The 17,573-nt window shown below is 38.6% G+C and carries 23 protein-coding genes and 1 pseudogene; 8 read left to right on the top strand and 16 right to left on the bottom strand.

The features are described 5' to 3' along the window. Nucleotides 1-32: 32 nt before the first annotated feature. Nucleotides 33-236, top strand: coding sequence for a hypothetical protein (locus HWQ39_RS24220; RefSeq protein WP_292850603.1), 204 nt, complete (start codon nt 33-35; stop codon nt 234-236). An 11-nt stretch (nt 237-247) separates the two neighbouring features. On the opposite strand, the gene HWQ39_RS24215 is transcribed toward HWQ39_RS24220, so the two are convergent. The 12 genes from HWQ39_RS24215 to HWQ39_RS24160 form a co-directional block, all read right to left on the bottom strand. Beyond that, nucleotides 248-1,282: an endonuclease NucS domain-containing protein gene (locus HWQ39_RS24215; RefSeq protein WP_292850600.1), complete on the bottom strand. Its 1,035-nt coding sequence runs from the start codon at nt 1,280-1,282 to the stop codon at nt 248-250. 69 nt (nt 1,283-1,351) lie between these two features. Beyond that, on the bottom strand, nt 1,352-1,864 hold the full coding sequence (locus tag HWQ39_RS24210; RefSeq protein WP_292850597.1) for a hypothetical protein: 513 nt from the start codon (nt 1,862-1,864) through the stop codon (nt 1,352-1,354). Further along, nucleotides 1,857-2,105, bottom strand: a complete 249-nt coding sequence (locus HWQ39_RS24205; protein ID WP_292850594.1) for a hypothetical protein — start codon at nt 2,103-2,105, stop codon at nt 1,857-1,859. The genes HWQ39_RS24210 and HWQ39_RS24205 overlap by 8 nt, the downstream gene beginning before the upstream one ends. 79 nt (nt 2,106-2,184) lie before the next feature. After that, a complete protein-coding gene (locus tag HWQ39_RS24200) occupies nt 2,185-2,400 on the bottom strand; it encodes a hypothetical protein (RefSeq protein ID WP_292850591.1) in 216 nt (71 codons plus the stop codon). A 1-nt stretch (nt 2,401) separates the two neighbouring features. After that, nucleotides 2,402-2,908: a hypothetical protein gene (locus HWQ39_RS24195; RefSeq protein ID WP_292850588.1), complete on the bottom strand. Its 507-nt coding sequence runs from the start codon at nt 2,906-2,908 to the stop codon at nt 2,402-2,404. Next, a complete protein-coding gene (locus tag HWQ39_RS24190; protein WP_292850585.1) occupies nt 2,905-3,144 on the bottom strand; it encodes a hypothetical protein in 240 nt (79 codons plus the stop codon). Before HWQ39_RS24190 ends, HWQ39_RS24195 begins: the two co-directional genes overlap by 4 nt. Before the next feature lie 35 nt (nt 3,145-3,179). Next, nucleotides 3,180-3,626: a hypothetical protein gene (locus tag HWQ39_RS24185; RefSeq protein WP_292850582.1), complete on the bottom strand. Its 447-nt coding sequence runs from the start codon at nt 3,624-3,626 to the stop codon at nt 3,180-3,182. 9 nt (nt 3,627-3,635) lie between these two features. Next, the gene (locus HWQ39_RS24180; protein ID WP_292850579.1) at nt 3,636-3,950 is read right to left on the bottom strand and encodes a hypothetical protein; all 315 of its coding nucleotides are present in this window, start codon (nt 3,948-3,950) and stop codon (nt 3,636-3,638) included. Beyond that, nucleotides 3,947-4,327 (bottom strand): hypothetical protein, encoded by a 381-nt coding sequence (locus tag HWQ39_RS24175; RefSeq protein WP_292850576.1) that lies wholly within the window; start codon nt 4,325-4,327, stop codon nt 3,947-3,949. Before HWQ39_RS24175 ends, HWQ39_RS24180 begins: the two co-directional genes overlap by 4 nt. A 71-nt stretch (nt 4,328-4,398) precedes the next feature. Continuing rightward, nucleotides 4,399-4,608: a hypothetical protein gene (locus HWQ39_RS24170; protein ID WP_292850573.1), complete on the bottom strand. Its 210-nt coding sequence runs from the start codon at nt 4,606-4,608 to the stop codon at nt 4,399-4,401. 91 nt (nt 4,609-4,699) lie between these two features. After that, nucleotides 4,700-5,899 carry a DUF262 domain-containing protein gene (locus HWQ39_RS24165; protein ID WP_292850570.1) on the bottom strand — a complete coding sequence of 400 codons (1,200 nt, stop codon included), beginning with the start codon at nt 5,897-5,899 and terminating at the stop codon, nt 4,700-4,702. Nucleotides 5,900-6,332: 433 nt separating this feature from the next. Further along, the gene (locus HWQ39_RS24160; protein WP_292850568.1) at nt 6,333-7,295 is read right to left on the bottom strand and encodes an HNH endonuclease; all 963 of its coding nucleotides are present in this window, start codon (nt 7,293-7,295) and stop codon (nt 6,333-6,335) included. Nucleotides 7,296-7,303: 8 nt separating this feature from the next. Here HWQ39_RS24160 and HWQ39_RS24155 point away from each other — a divergent pair, with 8 nt between their 5' ends. From HWQ39_RS24155 to HWQ39_RS24140, 4 genes are all read left to right on the top strand, one after another. After that, nucleotides 7,304-7,543: a hypothetical protein gene (locus HWQ39_RS24155; protein ID WP_292850565.1), complete on the top strand. Its 240-nt coding sequence runs from the start codon at nt 7,304-7,306 to the stop codon at nt 7,541-7,543. Next, complete coding sequence (locus tag HWQ39_RS24150; RefSeq protein WP_292850563.1) at nt 7,543-7,998, top strand: hypothetical protein; 456 nt, start codon at nt 7,543-7,545, stop codon at nt 7,996-7,998. Before HWQ39_RS24155 ends, HWQ39_RS24150 begins: the two co-directional genes overlap by 1 nt. A gap of 79 nt (nt 7,999-8,077) precedes the next feature. Continuing rightward, entirely contained in the window at nt 8,078-8,338 is a 261-nt protein-coding gene (locus HWQ39_RS24145) for a Nif11-like leader peptide family natural product precursor (protein ID WP_292850560.1), read from the top strand. Between the two features lie 10 nt (nt 8,339-8,348). Further along, on the top strand, nt 8,349-8,741 hold the full coding sequence (locus HWQ39_RS24140; protein ID WP_292850558.1) for a hypothetical protein: 393 nt from the start codon (nt 8,349-8,351) through the stop codon (nt 8,739-8,741). Here HWQ39_RS24140 and HWQ39_RS24135 read toward each other — a convergent pair. Then, the gene (locus tag HWQ39_RS24135; RefSeq protein WP_292850555.1) at nt 8,738-8,917 is read right to left on the bottom strand and encodes a hypothetical protein; all 180 of its coding nucleotides are present in this window, start codon (nt 8,915-8,917) and stop codon (nt 8,738-8,740) included. The two genes, HWQ39_RS24140 and HWQ39_RS24135, sit on opposite strands and share 4 nt — an antisense overlap. Nucleotides 8,918-9,097: 180 nt before the next feature. Here HWQ39_RS24135 and HWQ39_RS24130 point away from each other — a divergent pair, with 180 nt between their 5' ends. The 3 genes and pseudogenes from HWQ39_RS24130 to HWQ39_RS24120 all read left to right on the top strand — a co-directional run bounded on the left by HWQ39_RS24130 (nt 9,098) and on the right by HWQ39_RS24120 (nt 13,432). After that, entirely contained in the window at nt 9,098-10,183 is a 1,086-nt protein-coding gene (locus HWQ39_RS24130; RefSeq protein ID WP_292850553.1) for a DUF3696 domain-containing protein, read from the top strand. A 1,023-nt stretch (nt 10,184-11,206) separates the two neighbouring features. Next, a pseudogene (gene rplV / locus HWQ39_RS24125) lies at nt 11,207-11,545 on the top strand (50S ribosomal protein L22); the annotation flags it as partial. An 84-nt stretch (nt 11,546-11,629) separates the two neighbouring features. Next, nucleotides 11,630-13,432: a S8 family serine peptidase gene (locus HWQ39_RS24120; RefSeq protein WP_366932298.1), complete on the top strand. Its 1,803-nt coding sequence runs from the start codon at nt 11,630-11,632 to the stop codon at nt 13,430-13,432. A gap of 92 nt (nt 13,433-13,524) precedes the next feature. On the opposite strand, the gene HWQ39_RS24115 is transcribed toward HWQ39_RS24120, so the two are convergent. The 3 genes from HWQ39_RS24115 to HWQ39_RS24105 form a co-directional block, all read right to left on the bottom strand. Then, nucleotides 13,525-13,917 carry a hypothetical protein gene (locus HWQ39_RS24115; protein ID WP_292850550.1) on the bottom strand — a complete coding sequence of 131 codons (393 nt, stop codon included), beginning with the start codon at nt 13,915-13,917 and terminating at the stop codon, nt 13,525-13,527. Nucleotides 13,918-14,175: 258 nt separating this feature from the next. Further along, nucleotides 14,176-16,047, bottom strand: coding sequence for a 3'-5' exonuclease (locus HWQ39_RS24110; RefSeq protein ID WP_292850547.1), 1,872 nt, complete (start codon nt 16,045-16,047; stop codon nt 14,176-14,178). Between the two features lie 101 nt (nt 16,048-16,148). Next, nucleotides 16,149-17,375, bottom strand: coding sequence for a UvrD-helicase domain-containing protein (locus tag HWQ39_RS24105; RefSeq protein WP_292850544.1), 1,227 nt, complete (start codon nt 17,373-17,375; stop codon nt 16,149-16,151). Nucleotides 17,376-17,573: the final 198 nt, after the last annotated feature.

Raw genomic sequence — 17,573 nt, 5'->3', positions numbered from 1 at the left:
AATTTTTTTGTAACGATAAGAGGCTTACGAGAATGTCTGATAATTTTCCTTTTCAAAATCCAGACCAACTACAGCAATGGCATCAGGGTATAAAAGATGCCAACCGCAATAATATTTTTTGTCACTGTCATGCTTGTGGTTATGAGTGGATGGATTCAGCATTTGATGTTATTTGTATTCAATGCAGTAGCAAAGATGTAGAAAGTATTTCATCTTGGCAATTTCCAGATGATTAAATCAGAATAATTTATATTCTTGCTAACCACTTTCCAAGTGCTAAATCTGCTAATGATTCTAGGGAATCAGGATTTGCAATTAACTCCTTATAAGTGTTAATTACCACAGGAGAAAATGATTTATAAGAAAGGCTCCAATACAAATTTCTAGGTCTTTTTTCTCGTGGCATGGCATCCCATTCAGATTGCAGCCTCATCCGACCGAAACCTTCTGGTATATGGCCAACATGGGTAACAACAGATCCATCCATCCACAGCCTAATTCTGCCAATCACTTGTCTTCTTTGTGTAAATAATAATGAGCTTGGAGTAGGTAGCCATAGAAATATGACTGGTTTATTAATCTTTCTTTGATAGCATAGCTCGGCTACTGGTTTAGCTTTACCTCTGCCATATCTAATAGTATTTTTACCTTCAATTTCTTCTTTGATTCGCCCATCAAAGCCAAGAACTTTCTCTCTAAGTTTGAGAATTGCTTGTTGTTCCTCTCCAGTACAAGCACCAAGCCAATCTAAAAGTAATTGCGGTGGGTCTGGAATATTGCTTGATGTACTGCTAATATCAAGTTCCTGATAGGTAATTGGAATTGACCAATTTTGATTAGTATCAGTATCTTGCAGTTGTAAGTGAAAATTTTGATTAATCTGGGCAACAGTAACCTGCAAAAAATCAACTATCAACTTTGTGTGTTTGCGGTCAATCAGATTATGTCTGTGAAATGAGGGTGCGATCGCAAGTAACCGGACAGGCTGACTGTAATCAATTTGCTCTTGAAATGGTTTCTCGTCTAGTAAGTTGTCGTAGTAGCGAGTTAATTGCTGGACAACATATCTATCTTCAGCATTTTTGAGTTCTAAAATTACTAATTGTCTCGTGTCGTTAAGTGCTAAGATATCGCAGATTTCGCCCTTAACAGTATACTGTCGTTTTAAAGGTGTTAAGCCTGATAATTGCTGTAGGTTATCCCAAACAAAATCTTCTAATGCTGCCTCTGATGCAAATTCCCAACTAGAATCTGTTTTACGTAGTGCTGCACCAGCTAACATATCTTCGTCACTGCAATATTAATAGAATACTGAATATTATGGCATAACACGATCGCACCCAAAACTGTTTCACTCAGGCACATTTACAGAAGAGTGAAATATGGGATGAAGTGCGTGAGTTGGAAATCCTTCTCGTTTAAGTTGGTGTTCATTCATATAGTCGTTATCTAGGATTCCATAGCATTTAGTCTTTTGGGCTATTTCTCTTACAAAATCATCGGTGAAGACTACTCCAAAATAAGCACTACCTTTAAACCGCTCACCTATCCAAGTTGGATCAATTAATTCTCCATCATTATTGACCAGCCAAGCATGGGATACAGCTATATCAATATCCTCACTAATAGCAAATCCCTCACAGTAGTTTAGGTGTGGATACCTCAACAATCCTTTTAAGCAGTTTTCAAAGCAAGCTTTACGTTCACCTTTAAATGGTGATTTAACCTGAGTTACAAAAGGTTTACCATAATCCAAAACTAGCCTTTGTGTACTTTTGTATTGAAAGTCAGAACGTGTGTTAAGTTTATAAATCAAGTCTGCTTGTTCTTTTAATATTGCCAACAGACGCTCTAAGTTATTCATTATCGGAATCTTCATCTCTAATATTGCTTAAAATATCAGCAAGCAATATGCCATCAATAGAAGTACCAGGACATTTATTTTTATCAAAAAACTTATCTAATATTAGATTAACAGCGATAGATTCTATTTCTGTTTGAGTTAAATTACTGCGGGAAGCTGAGAAAGTATCTGACTCATACTCTCTGATTCCTTCTAACATTGTGTCAATCGCTTGAGTTAAGTTATCTGAATATTTAGACATAGTATATTTTGTCTTTGTTCGTGGTTTTCTCTATAAATAATAACATAAATATGTATTCTTTATATTAGGTAAATAAAATTTATTCTATAGGTTTTAGCCAACCAATAAATTTTTCATAATGAAATTGCTTATCTTCACAGTTAGCAATTCTAACAATATCTTCTTGATGATGAGGAAAAGAGAATGAGCCAAAATATCCTTCTTTTAGCGAACCATCTTCTAATAATACAAAATAAGTTCCATTGTCTTCTGGTAGCCCTTCAATTAATTCAAACTTTAATATTTTATTTGGCATTTTAATTTCCCTTAAACGAATCGCTAAAATCTTTTTGTTCTAACTGTCTGAGTTTTTCTAACTTCCGATTTAAGAGTGAAGCATCAGTTTCTGGTTCACCATTGTCATCAGTTTCGCGTTCCTCGTCCAGCCATTCCAACAGTTCGGCTTTTGGACGAAATGACATTATAGGGCGCTTCTGGTTGTAATTTTCTTGAGCTTGGTAAAGTGCATCACGATTGGCTTCATTCCATCGCTGCTGAGAAGATTTTTCTTTTCTATTATCAGTAATTTCTGGCATTACCTCAATTTTGAGATAGCCTCCTTTACTTTTAAACTGCCAATTATTATTGTAATGATCGAAGTGTTTTTTAGCTCCTTTTTCTGTTTTCCATCGCTTGCACAAATGGAAACTTTTATTGATAAAAGCATATTCAAGATTAGAGTCAAATGTGTATAGCCAACCCAAAGGCTTATCTTCTCTGCTATAACAACGGTATCCGTAGTACATACATATAAGGTTCATCACAGACCTAAACTTTTCTTCAGTAACTTTGATAAAAGTAATTCTCTCACAGCTAACTTAATTTCATCTGCTGTCTTACCAATTGGGTTATAGTCTGGTGGTAATTCAAAAAACTCAGATGCCCAATAGCTATTTTTGGTTTCTCGCTCGTACTTTTCTACTTCTTTGTAGGAACCAATGCAAATTTTCTCTTCTGTAAAGTACAGTCTGACTTTTCCCTCTTCATTTGGCTCAAACATAAAACTTAACCTCAATTGATTAAATAACTGAACTTTTAGCTTGTAGGTTCGTGTGCGCTGACATATTTTTTGATAATTTGCTCAATTTCTGATTCCATAGCATCCATGTGACCATCAACATCAGCATACCAGCCGTATTGATTAAGTGCAGCGATCGCAGCTTTGACAGTATCATTCACTGCTTGTTTTCTCCTACCTTCAGGTGATGCTAAATAAGTCTGTCGTTCTGCTTCCTTATGCCGCTCAAGATTTTCAATTTTTTCTAAGATTGGTTGTATTTTATCTAGAGTCCAAAGGTAACTAGGTTCTACAGCACCAATTTCTTTGCCATCAGATGTATAGCGCTTTCCATTAGAGAGAGTTACTTGTCCAGTAGGGGAAATGCGTTCAATTACCTCTATTTCAGCTTTAGTACCTATACGCACACTGTCATAGTAAAAAATTCCTACTTTATCCCCTGGTTTTAGTTCTAACGTGTTCATGTTTTTTTATTAAAAAATAAACTCAATTGATGGTGAAATATTTACCGCACGTTCACCACCACTTCTAAGACCGAAAGCACCACGACCTGAAGGGAGATAGTCACCAGTTTTATAAATCACATCTTTAGCCCCAGCCATTGCTGCAATTTCTTGACTTTGGTTTTTAATGAGAGTTTGTAGTCTCCGAGTATCTATACCTGGAACACGAGCTAAAAATGTTTTTGTTGATTGTGAAACTCGATTTAGTACACCCATCTCTACATAAATTTTGATTGCAGTTTCTAGAGATGCTCTCTCTTCATTACTCATAGAATTATTGCTCATAATATCAAACTTAATTCCAGTAATGCCTCTGTTTGTGTTAACAATCTGTCTGTGTACGGCGATCGCCAACAAACCCCCGGCTGTTGTGGGTTGTCTTCCTTACACCAGCCGACATCACGTAGCTTTTTTGCTTCAGCGTCACGTTGAATAATCCGTGCCATAATTTCTCTGGACTGTGCAAGCGTATCCACCCGCCGTAGCTTAGTCTTTTGACTGTTGCTTACTTGAAATGGAGTAGCCCCACTTCTGTCTTCAATCAACCACCCCGAACTTGTGTTACTCCGTCCGGGTATACCGTTGGAATAGTAAGTATTGCGGACATAAAACCTACCATCAGGAGTAAGATATTCACCTGCCTCGATACGTTGCAGCTTCATGATGGTTTTAATGGGGATAGCCAGAATGTGTAATCGCTTACTCTTAATATTCTACATAGTAAACTATGTATTTACAAGCTGACAAAATTGTATTCATGGCGATCGCGGTTGAGTTGAAAGACCCAACCGCCTGTTACTTCTTGAATTGTTACTGCACCAATGTAGTGGCGGATGTGCATTGCGGTGTTGATATTGCCCCAGATGGGGCTTGACATGGTTGCATTGTTTTGCAGGTATGTACCGCTATCATTTTTGATGACATAAGGGTAAGCAGTATACATAACTTTTTTATTAACTTTCTATTTCTTGGAATAATACCGTTTTTGTTGGGTAAGATGATGCGTAGTTTACCGCCGTAGGCATCGTAGCCCTTTAATTAAGGCGTTCTGCAATAATCTCTATGATTTTTGCTATTTCTTCGGGACTGGCATCCTCTGAAGGGATAATCGATATCAAAGATAGAGAATGGCGATTCAGCACTGTCTTTGCATGATATGGAAGAGTAGCATAAGTGCATCCATTTAGTTCTGTCTTAACTTCTAGCCCGCTCAAAACTAATTGATTACTGTAAAAATCGACGATTGCTTTTAACCTTTGTTTGCCATCAATAACTTTGTATGTATGATATGACTTTTCATACATAACAATTGGCATTATAGGGAAATTAATAATAAAAGATTCAATTAGCTTAGATTTTTTCACATCATTCCAATTCCCAACAGATTGACTCTCATTATCAATCACTGGCTCAATCCAGACTAGTTTTCTTTGCTGCCTGCCTTCTCCGTAAGGCTGATTGCGTAAGAAGCCTCTGCGCCAATGAACGCTTTTAGTACCATGTATACCGCTACTATCTTCACTGCCTTGCGTTCCTTCACGCTTGAGTCGATATCCAAGTCCTAGCCAAAGTGGTTGATAAAAATCTTGCGCTTGCGCTTTGCCAAAACCTTTATTCACCCTGACTAGTTCGCTTTCTTTGTCTACCAGTTCCGGGCGGCACTCCATAATCAAAATTAATCGTAGGAAAATTGATTGTAGATATTGATTAAAATCTGTAACTACTTGGGGATTGAAATCTTGAGTATCAGTATATGTAAATTTTTTTAAATTATCGCTAATTTTGAATCTGCGGCAGAAAACGCTATCCCTATCTATTGCAGCCCAATAAAGTAAGTCATCAGATGTATCACAATGCCAAAAAATTGTATCAATACTACGTTTTTCTGGGGAAAGAATTACACCCTTGGGCAACATAAAAAATCCTGTTTTCATTGCCCACTGCAAATTTTCAACTTCAATATCTAAATTTGATTGCATCAATGCGCTTAATAAATCATTATTTACCCAATAAGCAGGGCATTTGGCTTGCCCTACTTTAAAAAGCGTGTAGAGGGTAATATACCTTGAATCCTTGGGGTTAGTTCTTAGTTGGCGCAGTAGCTTTTGTTCCTCCGAAGAGTAATAAAATTCTGCAACAATACCGCACATCTTTTCATAGCTTTCGTAACCGTCTACATTAACAACGGGACGAATAACAATTTCATTAAACCAACCTTTAGATTTTTTGCTCATATTTTGCTTTTAGCACCAAGATATACAAATTTCGCTTTTAATTAAAAATATAGGCTTGGTAAAATTATATATTAGCTAAAGTATATTCATGACAATATCTTTAATAATTAGATAATTGATTAACAGAAATAATAAAATTTGTGCAAATTGATAATTTGAATTTAAGTACCCAGCTTGAAAAGTAAAAACCCATCCACATACCAACATTAAAATTGATATAAATATTGATTGTTGGATATAAAACTTTAAAGCAGAACCGTTGAGTTTACTATTGCGTGGAAGCCAACCTGTCGTAAAAATTAAGTAAGCTATACCGAAAATTATATAAAAAATACCCACCAGAGAGGGTGGATTTTTACCGAAAGTAACCTGAACTAAATACAGCATCTCTTAAAAATCCTCTAATCTATATCCATAAAAATGAGCCTACCTGTTACGCCGCTCGTCTCGAAAACTCTTCACGATGCCATTGTAGAGAATCAAGTCTTGGATAATACTGCACTTGAGCGGGTAAGATAATGCGATCGCCCCTAAATTCCCGCATTGGTTTGGCGTTGGGTGAATCTTCCCGCAGGTTCTCAGCAACAATAATGGTGTAATCGTCGTTGATGGTGAACCAAAAGCGGTCAAAAGCCCAGTGATGATTTTTGCACAGTGACAGCCCGTTATCAATGCGGTCGTCGTAGAACTGGGAGAATGGTTTGATGTGCGACCCGTCCACAATGTTCTGACCGAGTGAGTCGAGTATTTGCAACCCGCAAAAGGCACAGCGTTGGTTGTAAGTTGAGACTACAATTTTACGAAAAGCACCATCTCGCACAATTACAGCTTGTTCATCTTCTAATTCCTCTAGTTGGTAGACCTTACCGCCGGAACGTTGCAACTGGTCTTGTAGTTCAGCAAAGGCGTTGACTTGCAATAATGACTCGATATCCTGTGTACGCTCGTTAAACCACGAATTAATGAGTGTGTGGGTTAGTACAGTGCGTTCGCTCTCGTTTTGCAGCAGTGACCAGAGTTCATCATCGAGGTAAGCATACTCTACAGTTTGCCTAATGGTACTGGGAGTTCTGATTTTCACCTTGGCAGCAATCAATGATTCAAACCCCAGTTTCATTTCAAAATACCAGAAACCGTCACTGGTGAGGTGGTAAAAAGGTAAACCTATATCCGGCTTGCGTACTGGTTCTAAGTGGCTCCACAGTTTGAGAAATGTGGCGATGAGTTCAGCAGATAGAGGAATTTGGTTTCTCACTATCTGCCCAGTAGTTATCATTTCAATGATAGATAAAAGCAAAATCGGTTTATTGGGCGCACCAGAGCTAACATTTAAGCCTAGCTTCCCAACAGACCTGGGAGAAAATTTCTTAACGTAGTAAGCTAAATCTTTGGCCATTCGCAGTTATGAGAGAATATCGCTGTACACGTAACGCATTATACTCACACGAATGCACTGGGCGCGATGACCTCAGAGAACGCCAGGGTCATTACATCTGGGCAATCAACGAAGAAGCTGCATGGCAAGAAATGGCACGGCGGTATCCAGAGGAAACTACAGAAGGGTTTACTGTCCAGGAGTGGGAAAGTTTTGACGTTAAGGTGGTGGAAGTTAAACGGGATGAAAATGGGGATATTATTGGTTGATGGAAACTCTGAATTGGATTGACAAATCTGCATGGGCAGACGGTGAATGGCAACAAGAACCTGACAGAATAGAATGGGTTTATCTGGGATTACCTTGTTTAATAGTCAGACAAAATGAAGGTACTTTAAGTGGTTACGTGGCTATTAATAAAACTCATCCTTATTATGGTAAGGATATGGATGATAATGAATTAAAGTCCATTCGGGTTCATGGAAAAATCACATTTTCTGGAGGAACTCACCAAAATGAAGACCCCAGAGCAGTTTGTCATAAATTATTACCAAAAACCGCTAATGATTGGTGGATAGGATTTGATTGTATGCACAGTGAAGATGTTATCCCAATTATGGTTAATTTTTTTAACTTTGGAGATAGCACCTATAAAAACATCGAATACGTGAAAAACCAAGTTGAAAGTTTAGCAGAGCAATTAAATAACTTAAAAACAGAATAGATGATGTTATCAGGTAGTACAGTTCTCAAACATGAGAGCAAGGTAAAAAGCTATAAAATCTCCTTACTACGTGTCGAAAATGAATAAGTCACTAAATGCTGCTCAAAGCGAACTACAAGTTATGGAATTTTTTGCAGCAGCCCTCCAAGATAAAGTGTTGTTAGACCGACTCATGGAAGCAATGGGTGCAAAAGATAACGCTGCAATCATAACTATGGCTGTTGAACGTGGCTATAACTTCTCTCAAGAATCATTGCATCAGGGGCTAACGAAGATATTCCATTTGATGACACCAATCATGCAAGAGCAAAACTTGGCCGTGTCCGAAGAAATTGATTAAGGAGTACGAAGTGATACCAAGGGAAAGAATTCAGCAACTTCTTGACCCCTATGATTCTTCTCAAACAGAGTGCGATGGCATGACCCGCATCTGTCACACTGTACTAACTAATCACAGCATTGAGCATCAACCGATGTTTGGGGTTTTGACTCAACATCATCAACACATTGAGCCGCATTTCTGGATTAATTTAGCAAGTGGAGAACGCATCGATTACCGAGCTAAAATGTGGCTTAAAGGAGAGAATATTCCTCACGGTGTTTTCAACCCTCAAGACTTTTCAGAGGTCATTTATACTGGTGAACCTATAGAGTTAGAGGTGCTGTCACCAAAACTATTTGAAATACTGACTCTTGAGTTTGATTGGAAAAAGTTTCAACAATATGAAACACCTGATGCTTAATTTTGCCCAGGTTCTACCGTCATGATATATTGCCCATACGCACGACCATTTTCCCATTCCCTAGCATCAACTATATAATAAGTGTTATCAAGCTTAAAGACTGCCATTCTTTTATTTCTTCTGGTCGCTACTTGGATTGCAACATTAACAAGTTCTTTAAAATTTTCAGATACCATCTATAATTCCAATTCAATATTGATAAGCTGCTAGTTTTTTTTATTAATCATCAAAAATGTAAATCAAAAAATATATTTAAGATTTTGTCATATACAGGTTTGCTCAACAAGATTATTAGAAAATCGCTTTAGATAAACAAACTATAATAAAATCGAAGAACATCTATATTTTAACTATTAATGATTAGCTCATTACGGCTGCTAAATTTTAAAGCATTTGAGAATCAATTGATTGAATTCAAATCGCTTACCCTACTCTCTGGTTATAATAGCACTGGCAAATCCTCGGTATTGCAAGCAATATCACTGCTGCGTCAATCTTACCAGCAAGGTTTACTACAAAGCACTGGTTTATTGCTCAATGGAAATTTGGTAAATATTGGCACAGCTAATGATTCTTTGTATGAAAATGCCAAACAAGACTACGTAGGATTTGAGCTTAGTTTAAAAAACGGAACTAAAGGAACATGGCACTTTAAATACAACTCATTAGAGAGAGAAGCTGATGTTTTAGAGAGTGGATTCAACTCTGTTGATGCCGATGTTTATCAGTCAAGCATTTTCAACGAGCAACTTTATCACCTTCAATCAGAACGTGCAAAAGTTGTATCAGGAATCTTAAATTACCAAGTGCAAGAACTTAAACAAATTGGTGCGCTTGGCGAATATACAGCACATTTTCTTTATACCTACGGTAGTCAACCAATCCCTATCGCCGAACTCGCTCACCCGCAAGCAAAATCAATAAATTTGCTAGACCAAGTTGAGGCATGGATGGGAGAAATAAGTTCTGGTCTACGCATCCAAGTTAATGCACATCTAGATATGGATTTGGTTAACTTAAAATTTAGTGACCCTATTGGATACGGCATTGCTTACGTTTTACCAATTATCGTTGCAATCCTCGCCTCCAGTCCGGGTGCATTAATTCTTATTGAACACCCAGAAACCGGACTCCACCCCCAAGCACAAACAAAGCTAGGTAAGTTGTTAGCGCTGGCTGCTAACTGTGGTGTTCAAGTTGTGGTAGAAACTCATAGCGACCAGATTTTAAACGGCATTCGTCTTGCTGTGCATGGTGGTAACATTGAGTCAGAAGATGTGCAGTTACATTACTTTCAACGTCAAGAAAAACAAGGTCAAGCTTTTATTAAACTTGTGTCACCACGCATTGATAAAGACGGCAGAATTGACCGATGGCCTGATGGTTTCTTCGATGAGTGGGAAAACAGTTTAACAGTTTTATTAGAACCTGCAAAAATATAATTTGCTTATTTTACAAGCTGCGATCGCCCTACCCCCTTCCCCCAATTTCCCCTAGAACAATCCCCAAACTGCCATAAACTCTTTCTACTTATGGACAGTCTGGGGTGGCTTATTTTGTGCCAGTCACTACTCGCGCCAGCTTCGGGCTTGATGAACTTAAGAGTCATGCGATCGCTCTCGCCAATAGCAAGGAAGCATTGTCTATCCTTTTATTCTTGGCTCAAGGTCGGAGGTAGCGCCTAGACTCTGCCCAGATAGCCTTTCTCAAAAAGAATCAGTGCTTGTCAGGGTCTTTTAGATGTCTTAAGAAAGTACCTGCAACACAGCTTGCTTTCATGAGTTGGAATATCTCATAATATTTACTATCAACTAGAGGCTGATAGAGGCTGAAGATTTTGTCCCCTGAAATTTATTGTAGCATATCTGTGTTATAATACTTTTATGTAATACTAGTCTTTAATTTAATGGATACACGCACTTTCAAATTAGAGATACAAGAGTGTCTAAAAAGTATCATCAAGCAAGTTGCATCTTTAACTTTTAGAGTACTAATAGGTGTAGCACAAATATTTATTTTTCTCACAAATTATCTGTTCAAAGTTAGACTTAACTTGACTACATCGATTAGTTAAATTTATAATATTAATTAACTATGAACAAAGTTAAATTAAAAGGTAAGTAAGTTATAATTTAGCTATGCATAGATATACAAGCTTTTTAGATATTTAAGCAGTTAATAAAAGTTAAATTATTAAGACTCTCTGTAGCGTAATTTCCTTCTTGATCTCAGGCTTATACTTTATCAACACTCATTGCGTAAGCTAAACCTAGCCTATATTAAACGTCTGTTCCTTCAGTTCATTATCAGACTATTTATGCTCAATTGAGTCGCTCCTATGCATGAAGCCATCATTTTGAAAAGTTACCTGGATCTGTTCAGTTGGAGGTAATTCAATTTTTTGTGCCTACTTACCTAATTGTGAGAGCATTATTTTGTAAGTATTTCAGCTTAAAAATTCTTGGATGACTACTAATACTACTGAAGCAAAGGCAATTGCGCGTTATGTAAGGATCTCGCCCTTTAAAGTGCGTCGCGTACTCGATCAAATTCGAGGGCGATCGTATCGAGAAGCGCTAATTATTCTGGAATTCATGCCCTATCGCGCCACTGAACCTGTATTGAAGGTTCTGAGAAGCGCTGCTGCTAATGCCGAACATAACGCTGGGTTAGATCGGACTCAACTAGTAATTACTCAGGCTTATGCCGATCAAGGGCCGCAGTTGAAGCGATTCCAACCTAGAGCGCAAGGTCGAGCTTACGAGATTCGCAAACCAACCTGTCATATTACGGTAGCTGTTGCCTCTGCATTTATAAGTTCGCCTCCCTCCTCTCGAAAACAAGGCAAACCACCACAACAAGAACCAAAAGCCAACCAGGAGGATTTTATGAATAAAATTGATGCTTATTTAATCTTTGAGTTTGGACTATTAGAAGAAAGACTAAAAGGAGAGGCTGAAGTAGCTGAAACAACTTCTACAAATACTATTCGCCTTGATATGCTTGTTCGTGTGGAAGATCCTTCATGGAACCCTCAAAACATTCAGGACTATGAAGAAACCTTTCGTTTAGGACAAAGTGTAGGATGCATTGGTAGCAGACATACAATTAAGGCTTTACAGGAAGATCCAGCAGTAATATATGTTGAGGCTAGTCGGCCAGGTTCAGGTTGGGAATGCAGTTTCCCAGACCCTCAATCAAATCAACAGGTTAGCTCATCAGTTCCTCTCTCTGTACCTATTAAAGCAGATCAAGTTCATCAATTTGAAAAAGGTGACAAAGCATTGATTGGTATTATTGACAGTGGAATTGATGTGCTTCATGATGCCTTCCTAGATCCTTCTGGCAGTGAAACGAGAATTCTAACTATTTGGGATCAAACTGACGAAACTAATTCAAACTTGAATCAAACAAATTCTTTTTGCCCATTTGGTAGAGAGTACACAAAGGAAGAAATTGATAAATATATTGAAGCCCAAGCCATACCTCCTACCTTTAAAGATGAACGTAATAGACACGGGACTCATGTAGCAAGTATTGCTGCTGGGAGAAGTGGAGAACACTTTCTAGGTGGAATCGCACCTGAAGCTAAGATCGTTGTAGTCAAAATTGATCCGCAGCATCCCCGTGGTGTACCATTCACTCATGGATATGCTCTTCAATACATTGAACATATCGCAAATAAAGTAGGAATGCCAGTTGTCGTTAATGTTAGTCAAGGGATAAATGCAGGATCTCATGATGGACAATCTAATCTTGAGTGTTTATATAATAATGACTTCTTAAGAAGCGGAAAAAGACCTGGTTATGCTGTTGTAAAATCAGCCGGAAATCAACGGAATACAGAGCGACACGCTAAATTCAATGTGACACTTAAAAGCTCATTCACACTAATATTAAATTGTGGAGAAAGTGTACGAGAAGAGGAATTTATTGAGCTTTGGTTTGATTCAGGTCACAGACTAGAATTCCGCATTGAAAATCCAAGTCATGAGACAACTTCTTGGGTTACTCAGACGAATAAACTTGAGTGTAAAACTTTTTCAACAAATAATGTGTGTTTAATGGACTACAAGCAACTTGCTCCTAATGGAGATAGTGTACTTAAAGTAGCTATTAAAAAAGCAAGCGCAAATTCTATCGAAGGTGGTTTTTGGAAGCTTGCTGTGAGAAAAGCTAGCGGCATCGCAGAACAAGATGACATTCATGCTTGGATTGAAGTAGGTACAACAAGAACAGCTTATTTTAAAAATAGTGATGAATGTGTAACATTGACAATTCCTGGAACTGCGGAAAATGTTGTCGTTGTTGGTTCTGTGCAAAATATCTCAGATGATTTCCCCCTTCATGAAATATCATCTTGGGGGCCAACACGTAGAGGAGGAAGGAAGCCTGATCTTGTAGCTCCTGGAGTAGGAATCTATGCTGCTTGTTCTGGTACTGATAATGAGATTTGCCAGACGAGTGGAACTAGCATGGCAGCTCCACATGTAACAGGAGCTATAGCTCTATTGTTTTCAGCAATAGAAAATCAACTTACAGAGCCTGTAGAACAACTTAATGCTTCACAGATTTGCTCCGCAATTAGGCGAACAACTCAAGACTTTTACGGAAATTGGGATAAAGGTAGAGGATGTGGAGTTTTAGATGTTAGTAAGCTTTTTGAACACTTTGGGCTAATAGGCGAATAAATGTATCACAGCAGTCATAAAGTGATTTAACAGAATCACTTTTGGTACAGTACTTGGTACTTGGTACTTGGTACTTGTTTTGGGATAGGTTTTTATGAATCTTCTTGTTCTATAATTTCCAACACTACAACCTTAATTATTCGCTTGATTTGTTTTCGCTTTTCTGGAGATGCAGAATCGAGTACCTCCATTCCTATCTTTTCCTGCACCATTAGCATATATTCCTCTTCCTCTGGCAAAGGCCTTGAATCTTGCCTGAAAAAATCATAAATTTGAACTGCGAAAGACGCAACTTGAACTAACAAAGCAGCAATCGCTACTCCAAGCGCTGCAACTTCAACCGACTCATCATAAGACGGTGAAAGCTTTTGTTGCCTAGCTCTTTCCAACTCTTTTTCCACAGCTTCTGGCAAGGTTGGGTCAAATTCGCTAGCTAGTTGAGCCGCCACATGACGAGCAATATCTTCACGCTGTAAAGTTACCATAATTATTTAATATCAATATCCCATGCTGTTAATATACATGAAATAAGATTTGAAATTTTCATTTTCTCAAGGGAATTCGACGGAAAAACATTACATTATGAATTTTAGGGTTTGACTAGGCAGCATCAGAGTAGCTAGTGCAAGTGCATGATGTATGGGTGATTCCTCTGACCCAAAAGCGTTATTCGAGAGGGGCATTGCTTGCAGTCGTTGGCATTGCTCTCCCGTTTTCCTCGCTTGAATGAAGGATAAACACAATCAAATTACTGCCACTTTTTTTAATGCTGTCTCCAAACGCCTGGTAAATTCTGAGGAGCGATCGCAACTCATAATCAGTTGCTCCATTGCCCGTGTCATTGCCACGTAAAGTAACCGCGCCTCTTCTTCTGGTGTACCGTGTCCGTACTGGTCAGGCATATAACCAATGCCAGGAATAAACACTACTGGGAACTCTAACCCTTTGCTGGAGTACATGGTTATGAGTTTAATACTTAACTCGGCTGGGTTATAGTTGCGGCTGTCACTGCTGGCGTTTACCCACTCTATTGGGATTTGGGCTTGTTGGAAACTGTTGTAAATGTTTTCGCCCATAAAGTTGGAGCGATAGATAATTGCTATTTCGTTCCAAGGGATATCTCGCTCGTGTAATTGTTGCACTCGCTCTGCAAGGTAATCTACCTCGTGTTTAAAACTGGGTAAACGGATGAGGTCTGGTTTGGGCCCTTGCCGTCCTGCACTAGTCGGTTCTACCAATACTACTTGGTCATCATCCCCGGTGGTAGGAGTCATCACTTCTTTAGCAAATTCATAGGCTACCCCTAACACCTGCTCTGTGTTGCGGTAGTTGAGTTTAAAAATGGTCGTGCGTCCCTGTGCCTGGATGCCTACACTCTTAAAGCTAAATTTCTTAGTGCGTTTTTCTCCGTAGAGGTTTTGGGCATCGTCGTAGAGGATAAGCAAAGAATTGGTTTCGGGGTTGACCATTTGAGCAATCAACTTTAACCACTCTGGTTTAAAGTCGTGACCCTCGTCTAGCATTACAGCGCCATAAGTGCCAGCCGGTATTAACTTGGCATCAACGGCTGTAATTACTCTTTGAACCAGTTCTTCTATATAAGCTTCACCTTGATACTCTCTAGAGTCGGGTCTGGGGATGTCATACTTTTTGAGTAAATCCATGCACCACCCATGAAAATGTCGTACTTTGATGCGACTAACTTTGTTTTGGTCTTGGATAGTTTGCCGGAGTTTGGCAGCAAGAGAGACGTTGAAACACAGTACCAAAATTGGTTTATTACTGACTTGTGCAAGGTGCTGGCAACGGTAGGCTAAAATCATGGTTTTCCCGGAACCAGCCACACCATGAATTACCCGATGCCCATCTCCTAAACTCCGCGCCAATTGTTCCTGTTGCAAGTCCATAATCCTCAGAATGTCGGGGATTTGCAACTGTGGCGCTTCTTCAGTGTCGGTTTCTAAATCAAGCAAAGATAACTGTTTGGCAGTAATGCGTAATTCTGGGAAGATATGCCAACGAATTCTATCTATTTGGTGAAGAGTGAGGGTCTTGCCAAATTGATATGCCGATAAATCCCAAAGTCGTTGCTGAAATTCACCTCCATCTGTGCTTGGGAGCATTTCATCTTTGCAGATAACTAAATGTTCCTCAAACACTGCTGGTAGTTCACTATTGTTAAAATCTTTGCGGGTGATGTTGGTGAATACCACACCGTAACCATAAGAAATGACCAGCTTACCTTGATAATTACCTGCTTGCTGCACCAGGGCAGGGTCTTTTTCTACCATCTTGTTGACTGCTAGGGCATAATCTCTGGCTTGTTGTAGTGGGTGTTTAACTTCTTTGATTCCATCTTCAGTAAGCAGTGTGACTGTGGACGGGTTGATACTCTGAATAGTGTCTAATTTCCAGTCTTTTACCTCCAGAATAAATAAGCCCCGGCTGGGGTGCAGTACTATAAAATCTGGGTGCAGCTGCTTTTTACCTACTGGCACGTCATACCAAAGTAAATAGTCATCCTCTAATTTGTCCTCCAAGCGCTGCGCTAATCTCCTCTCGCCAGGGGTCATCCGCATTGAGCAACTATTAAATGAGGGAATTAGAGTAGCCATAAATGGTAGATGTTTATATGGGTTTTTAAGGGGGACGATGTATGCCTGGGGTTTCCTCTAAGAATTTGGCGGGGGCGATCGCAATCAACGAAATGACTGTTTTAGTCTTCACTCTCTAATTGATCAGGGGAGTTTAAAGCACTTTCCATCAGGTCAACAATGGAGTTTTTTGTGTTATACAGTACAACTAAATGATCTCTTGCCCTAGTCATGGCAGTGTAAATGCCAGCTTTTTCTTGAAAATCCTTATCTAGATCATCTGGGTCTTCATCCGCTTTATCCAGTCCAGCAATGATAACCGCATCAAATTCAACACCTTTTAAGGCATTCCAAGAGTCAACAATTACAAAAGGTCTATCCACTACATTCATATTTCTGTCTGTGGATTTTTTTGGGGCATGATGCTGAATACCTAAGCTTGATAACTCTCTGCCAATAGCTTCTTTTAATCGCCAGTTTTGTGGATGTACCAAAACGCCGATTGAAGATTCTTTATAGCTTTCTAACGCATATTTAACTTGCTGTGCAATCTTAGCGGGCATTGCCTGATCTGAAATTTGCAATAAAAGTGGTTGAATATTTGAACTTCTAGATGTTTTCTTTTTAGGCTGAATAATATCACCAATTCTGTTTCCAGCTTGTCCTTTTTTGGAAACTTTCATATTGGCTTCAGATAAAGAACAGAGTATAAATTCCCAAGCCAACTCTAGTATTTCAGGAGAGTTTCTATAATTAACATCAAATATTTGAGAACGTCCTACAATATCAATTCCTAAACTTTTCCATGTCCATTCTGGCTTTCTTCTATGCGGCTGACCATATACTGATTGAGTGTTATCATACACAAAAAATAGGGAATTAGTCTCATCTAAAATTTCTAAAAGAGCTAAAAACCACTCATCATAAAAATCTTGTGCTTCATCTACTAATATTGCTTGATATTTAAATTTTGAATTTTTAGCAAAGCTTATAATTTGCTTTCTGGATTCGTCATTGTTATCAAATTTATAATCATAGCCTAACTTATTATAAGCCCAACTGTGGAATGTATTACAGGTAACTTTTCTGTTAATACTATTCTCTTTTAATTTTGAGTTGAGCCATCCACTCATAAAACGGTTATAGCTCAAAATCAAAATATTATCAAATTCCTCAATTATTGTCTCTACTCTATTTCTTAATACTAAGGATTTCCCAGAGCCAGCAATACCCCGGACAAGAGAGTGTCCCTTGGTATTCATGTTTTTGACTTTGGTTTGTTCTTTATCTAGGTCTTCTCTCAGTAGTCTTTGATTAACAGTTTGTTGAAAATCAATCCATTGACCCATGATTTTTACTCCAAATAACAAACTTGATAAGTTGATATATCATTTGACACATCTTAACTACATCTAGGCTTGTGCGCTCTCCGTAAAAACAATGAAAAGGCATGGAGTGCAATTGTATTTCGCCCAGAACGAGGAGCGATCGCACCCCTGTACCAACAAAATAAAATACCCGCACTTGTGGCGGGGACTGTGGCTTTC

Source organism: Nostoc sp. NMS8, assembly GCF_017115045.1.
Lineage (GTDB): Bacteria > Cyanobacteriota > Cyanobacteriia > Cyanobacteriales > Nostocaceae > Nostoc.
The sequence above is the reverse complement of the archived record's forward strand: the minus strand, read 5'-3'. Positions and strand labels throughout refer to the sequence as shown.

What these genes read in the sequence shown, in the direction of transcription:
- HWQ39_RS24115 (WP_292850550.1), bottom strand. Translation starts at nt 13,917, where the DNA reads ATGGTAACTTTACAGCGTGAAGATATTGCTCGTCATGTGGCGGCTCAA.
- HWQ39_RS24205 (WP_292850594.1), bottom strand. Translation starts at nt 2,105, where the DNA reads ATGTCTAAATATTCAGATAACTTAACTCAAGCGATTGACACAATGTTA.
- HWQ39_RS24170 (WP_292850573.1), bottom strand. Translation starts at nt 4,608, where the DNA reads ATGTATACTGCTTACCCTTATGTCATCAAAAATGATAGCGGTACATAC.
- HWQ39_RS24155 (WP_292850565.1), top strand. Translation starts at nt 7,304, where the DNA reads ATGAGAGAATATCGCTGTACACGTAACGCATTATACTCACACGAATGC.
- HWQ39_RS24185 (WP_292850582.1), bottom strand. Translation starts at nt 3,626, where the DNA reads ATGAACACGTTAGAACTAAAACCAGGGGATAAAGTAGGAATTTTTTAC.
- HWQ39_RS24130 (WP_292850553.1), top strand. Translation starts at nt 9,098, where the DNA reads ATGATTAGCTCATTACGGCTGCTAAATTTTAAAGCATTTGAGAATCAA.
- HWQ39_RS24145 (WP_292850560.1), top strand. Translation starts at nt 8,078, where the DNA reads ATGAATAAGTCACTAAATGCTGCTCAAAGCGAACTACAAGTTATGGAA.
- HWQ39_RS24135 (WP_292850555.1), bottom strand. Translation starts at nt 8,917, where the DNA reads ATGGTATCTGAAAATTTTAAAGAACTTGTTAATGTTGCAATCCAAGTA.
- HWQ39_RS24200 (WP_292850591.1), bottom strand. Translation starts at nt 2,400, where the DNA reads ATGCCAAATAAAATATTAAAGTTTGAATTAATTGAAGGGCTACCAGAA.
- HWQ39_RS24175 (WP_292850576.1), bottom strand. Translation starts at nt 4,327, where the DNA reads ATGAAGCTGCAACGTATCGAGGCAGGTGAATATCTTACTCCTGATGGT.
- HWQ39_RS24215 (WP_292850600.1), bottom strand. Translation starts at nt 1,282, where the DNA reads ATGTTAGCTGGTGCAGCACTACGTAAAACAGATTCTAGTTGGGAATTT.
- HWQ39_RS24150 (WP_292850563.1), top strand. Translation starts at nt 7,543, where the DNA reads ATGGAAACTCTGAATTGGATTGACAAATCTGCATGGGCAGACGGTGAA.
- HWQ39_RS24105 (WP_292850544.1), bottom strand. Translation starts at nt 17,375, where the DNA reads ATGGGTCAATGGATTGATTTTCAACAAACTGTTAATCAAAGACTACTG.
- HWQ39_RS24180 (WP_292850579.1), bottom strand. Translation starts at nt 3,950, where the DNA reads ATGAGCAATAATTCTATGAGTAATGAAGAGAGAGCATCTCTAGAAACT.
- HWQ39_RS24120 (WP_366932298.1), top strand. Translation starts at nt 11,630, where the DNA reads ATGAATAAAATTGATGCTTATTTAATCTTTGAGTTTGGACTATTAGAA.
- HWQ39_RS24160 (WP_292850568.1), bottom strand. Translation starts at nt 7,295, where the DNA reads ATGGCCAAAGATTTAGCTTACTACGTTAAGAAATTTTCTCCCAGGTCT.
- HWQ39_RS24220 (WP_292850603.1), top strand. Translation starts at nt 33, where the DNA reads ATGTCTGATAATTTTCCTTTTCAAAATCCAGACCAACTACAGCAATGG.
- HWQ39_RS24190 (WP_292850585.1), bottom strand. Translation starts at nt 3,144, where the DNA reads ATGTTTGAGCCAAATGAAGAGGGAAAAGTCAGACTGTACTTTACAGAA.
- HWQ39_RS24210 (WP_292850597.1), bottom strand. Translation starts at nt 1,864, where the DNA reads ATGAATAACTTAGAGCGTCTGTTGGCAATATTAAAAGAACAAGCAGAC.
- HWQ39_RS24110 (WP_292850547.1), bottom strand. Translation starts at nt 16,047, where the DNA reads ATGGCTACTCTAATTCCCTCATTTAATAGTTGCTCAATGCGGATGACC.
- HWQ39_RS24165 (WP_292850570.1), bottom strand. Translation starts at nt 5,899, where the DNA reads ATGAGCAAAAAATCTAAAGGTTGGTTTAATGAAATTGTTATTCGTCCC.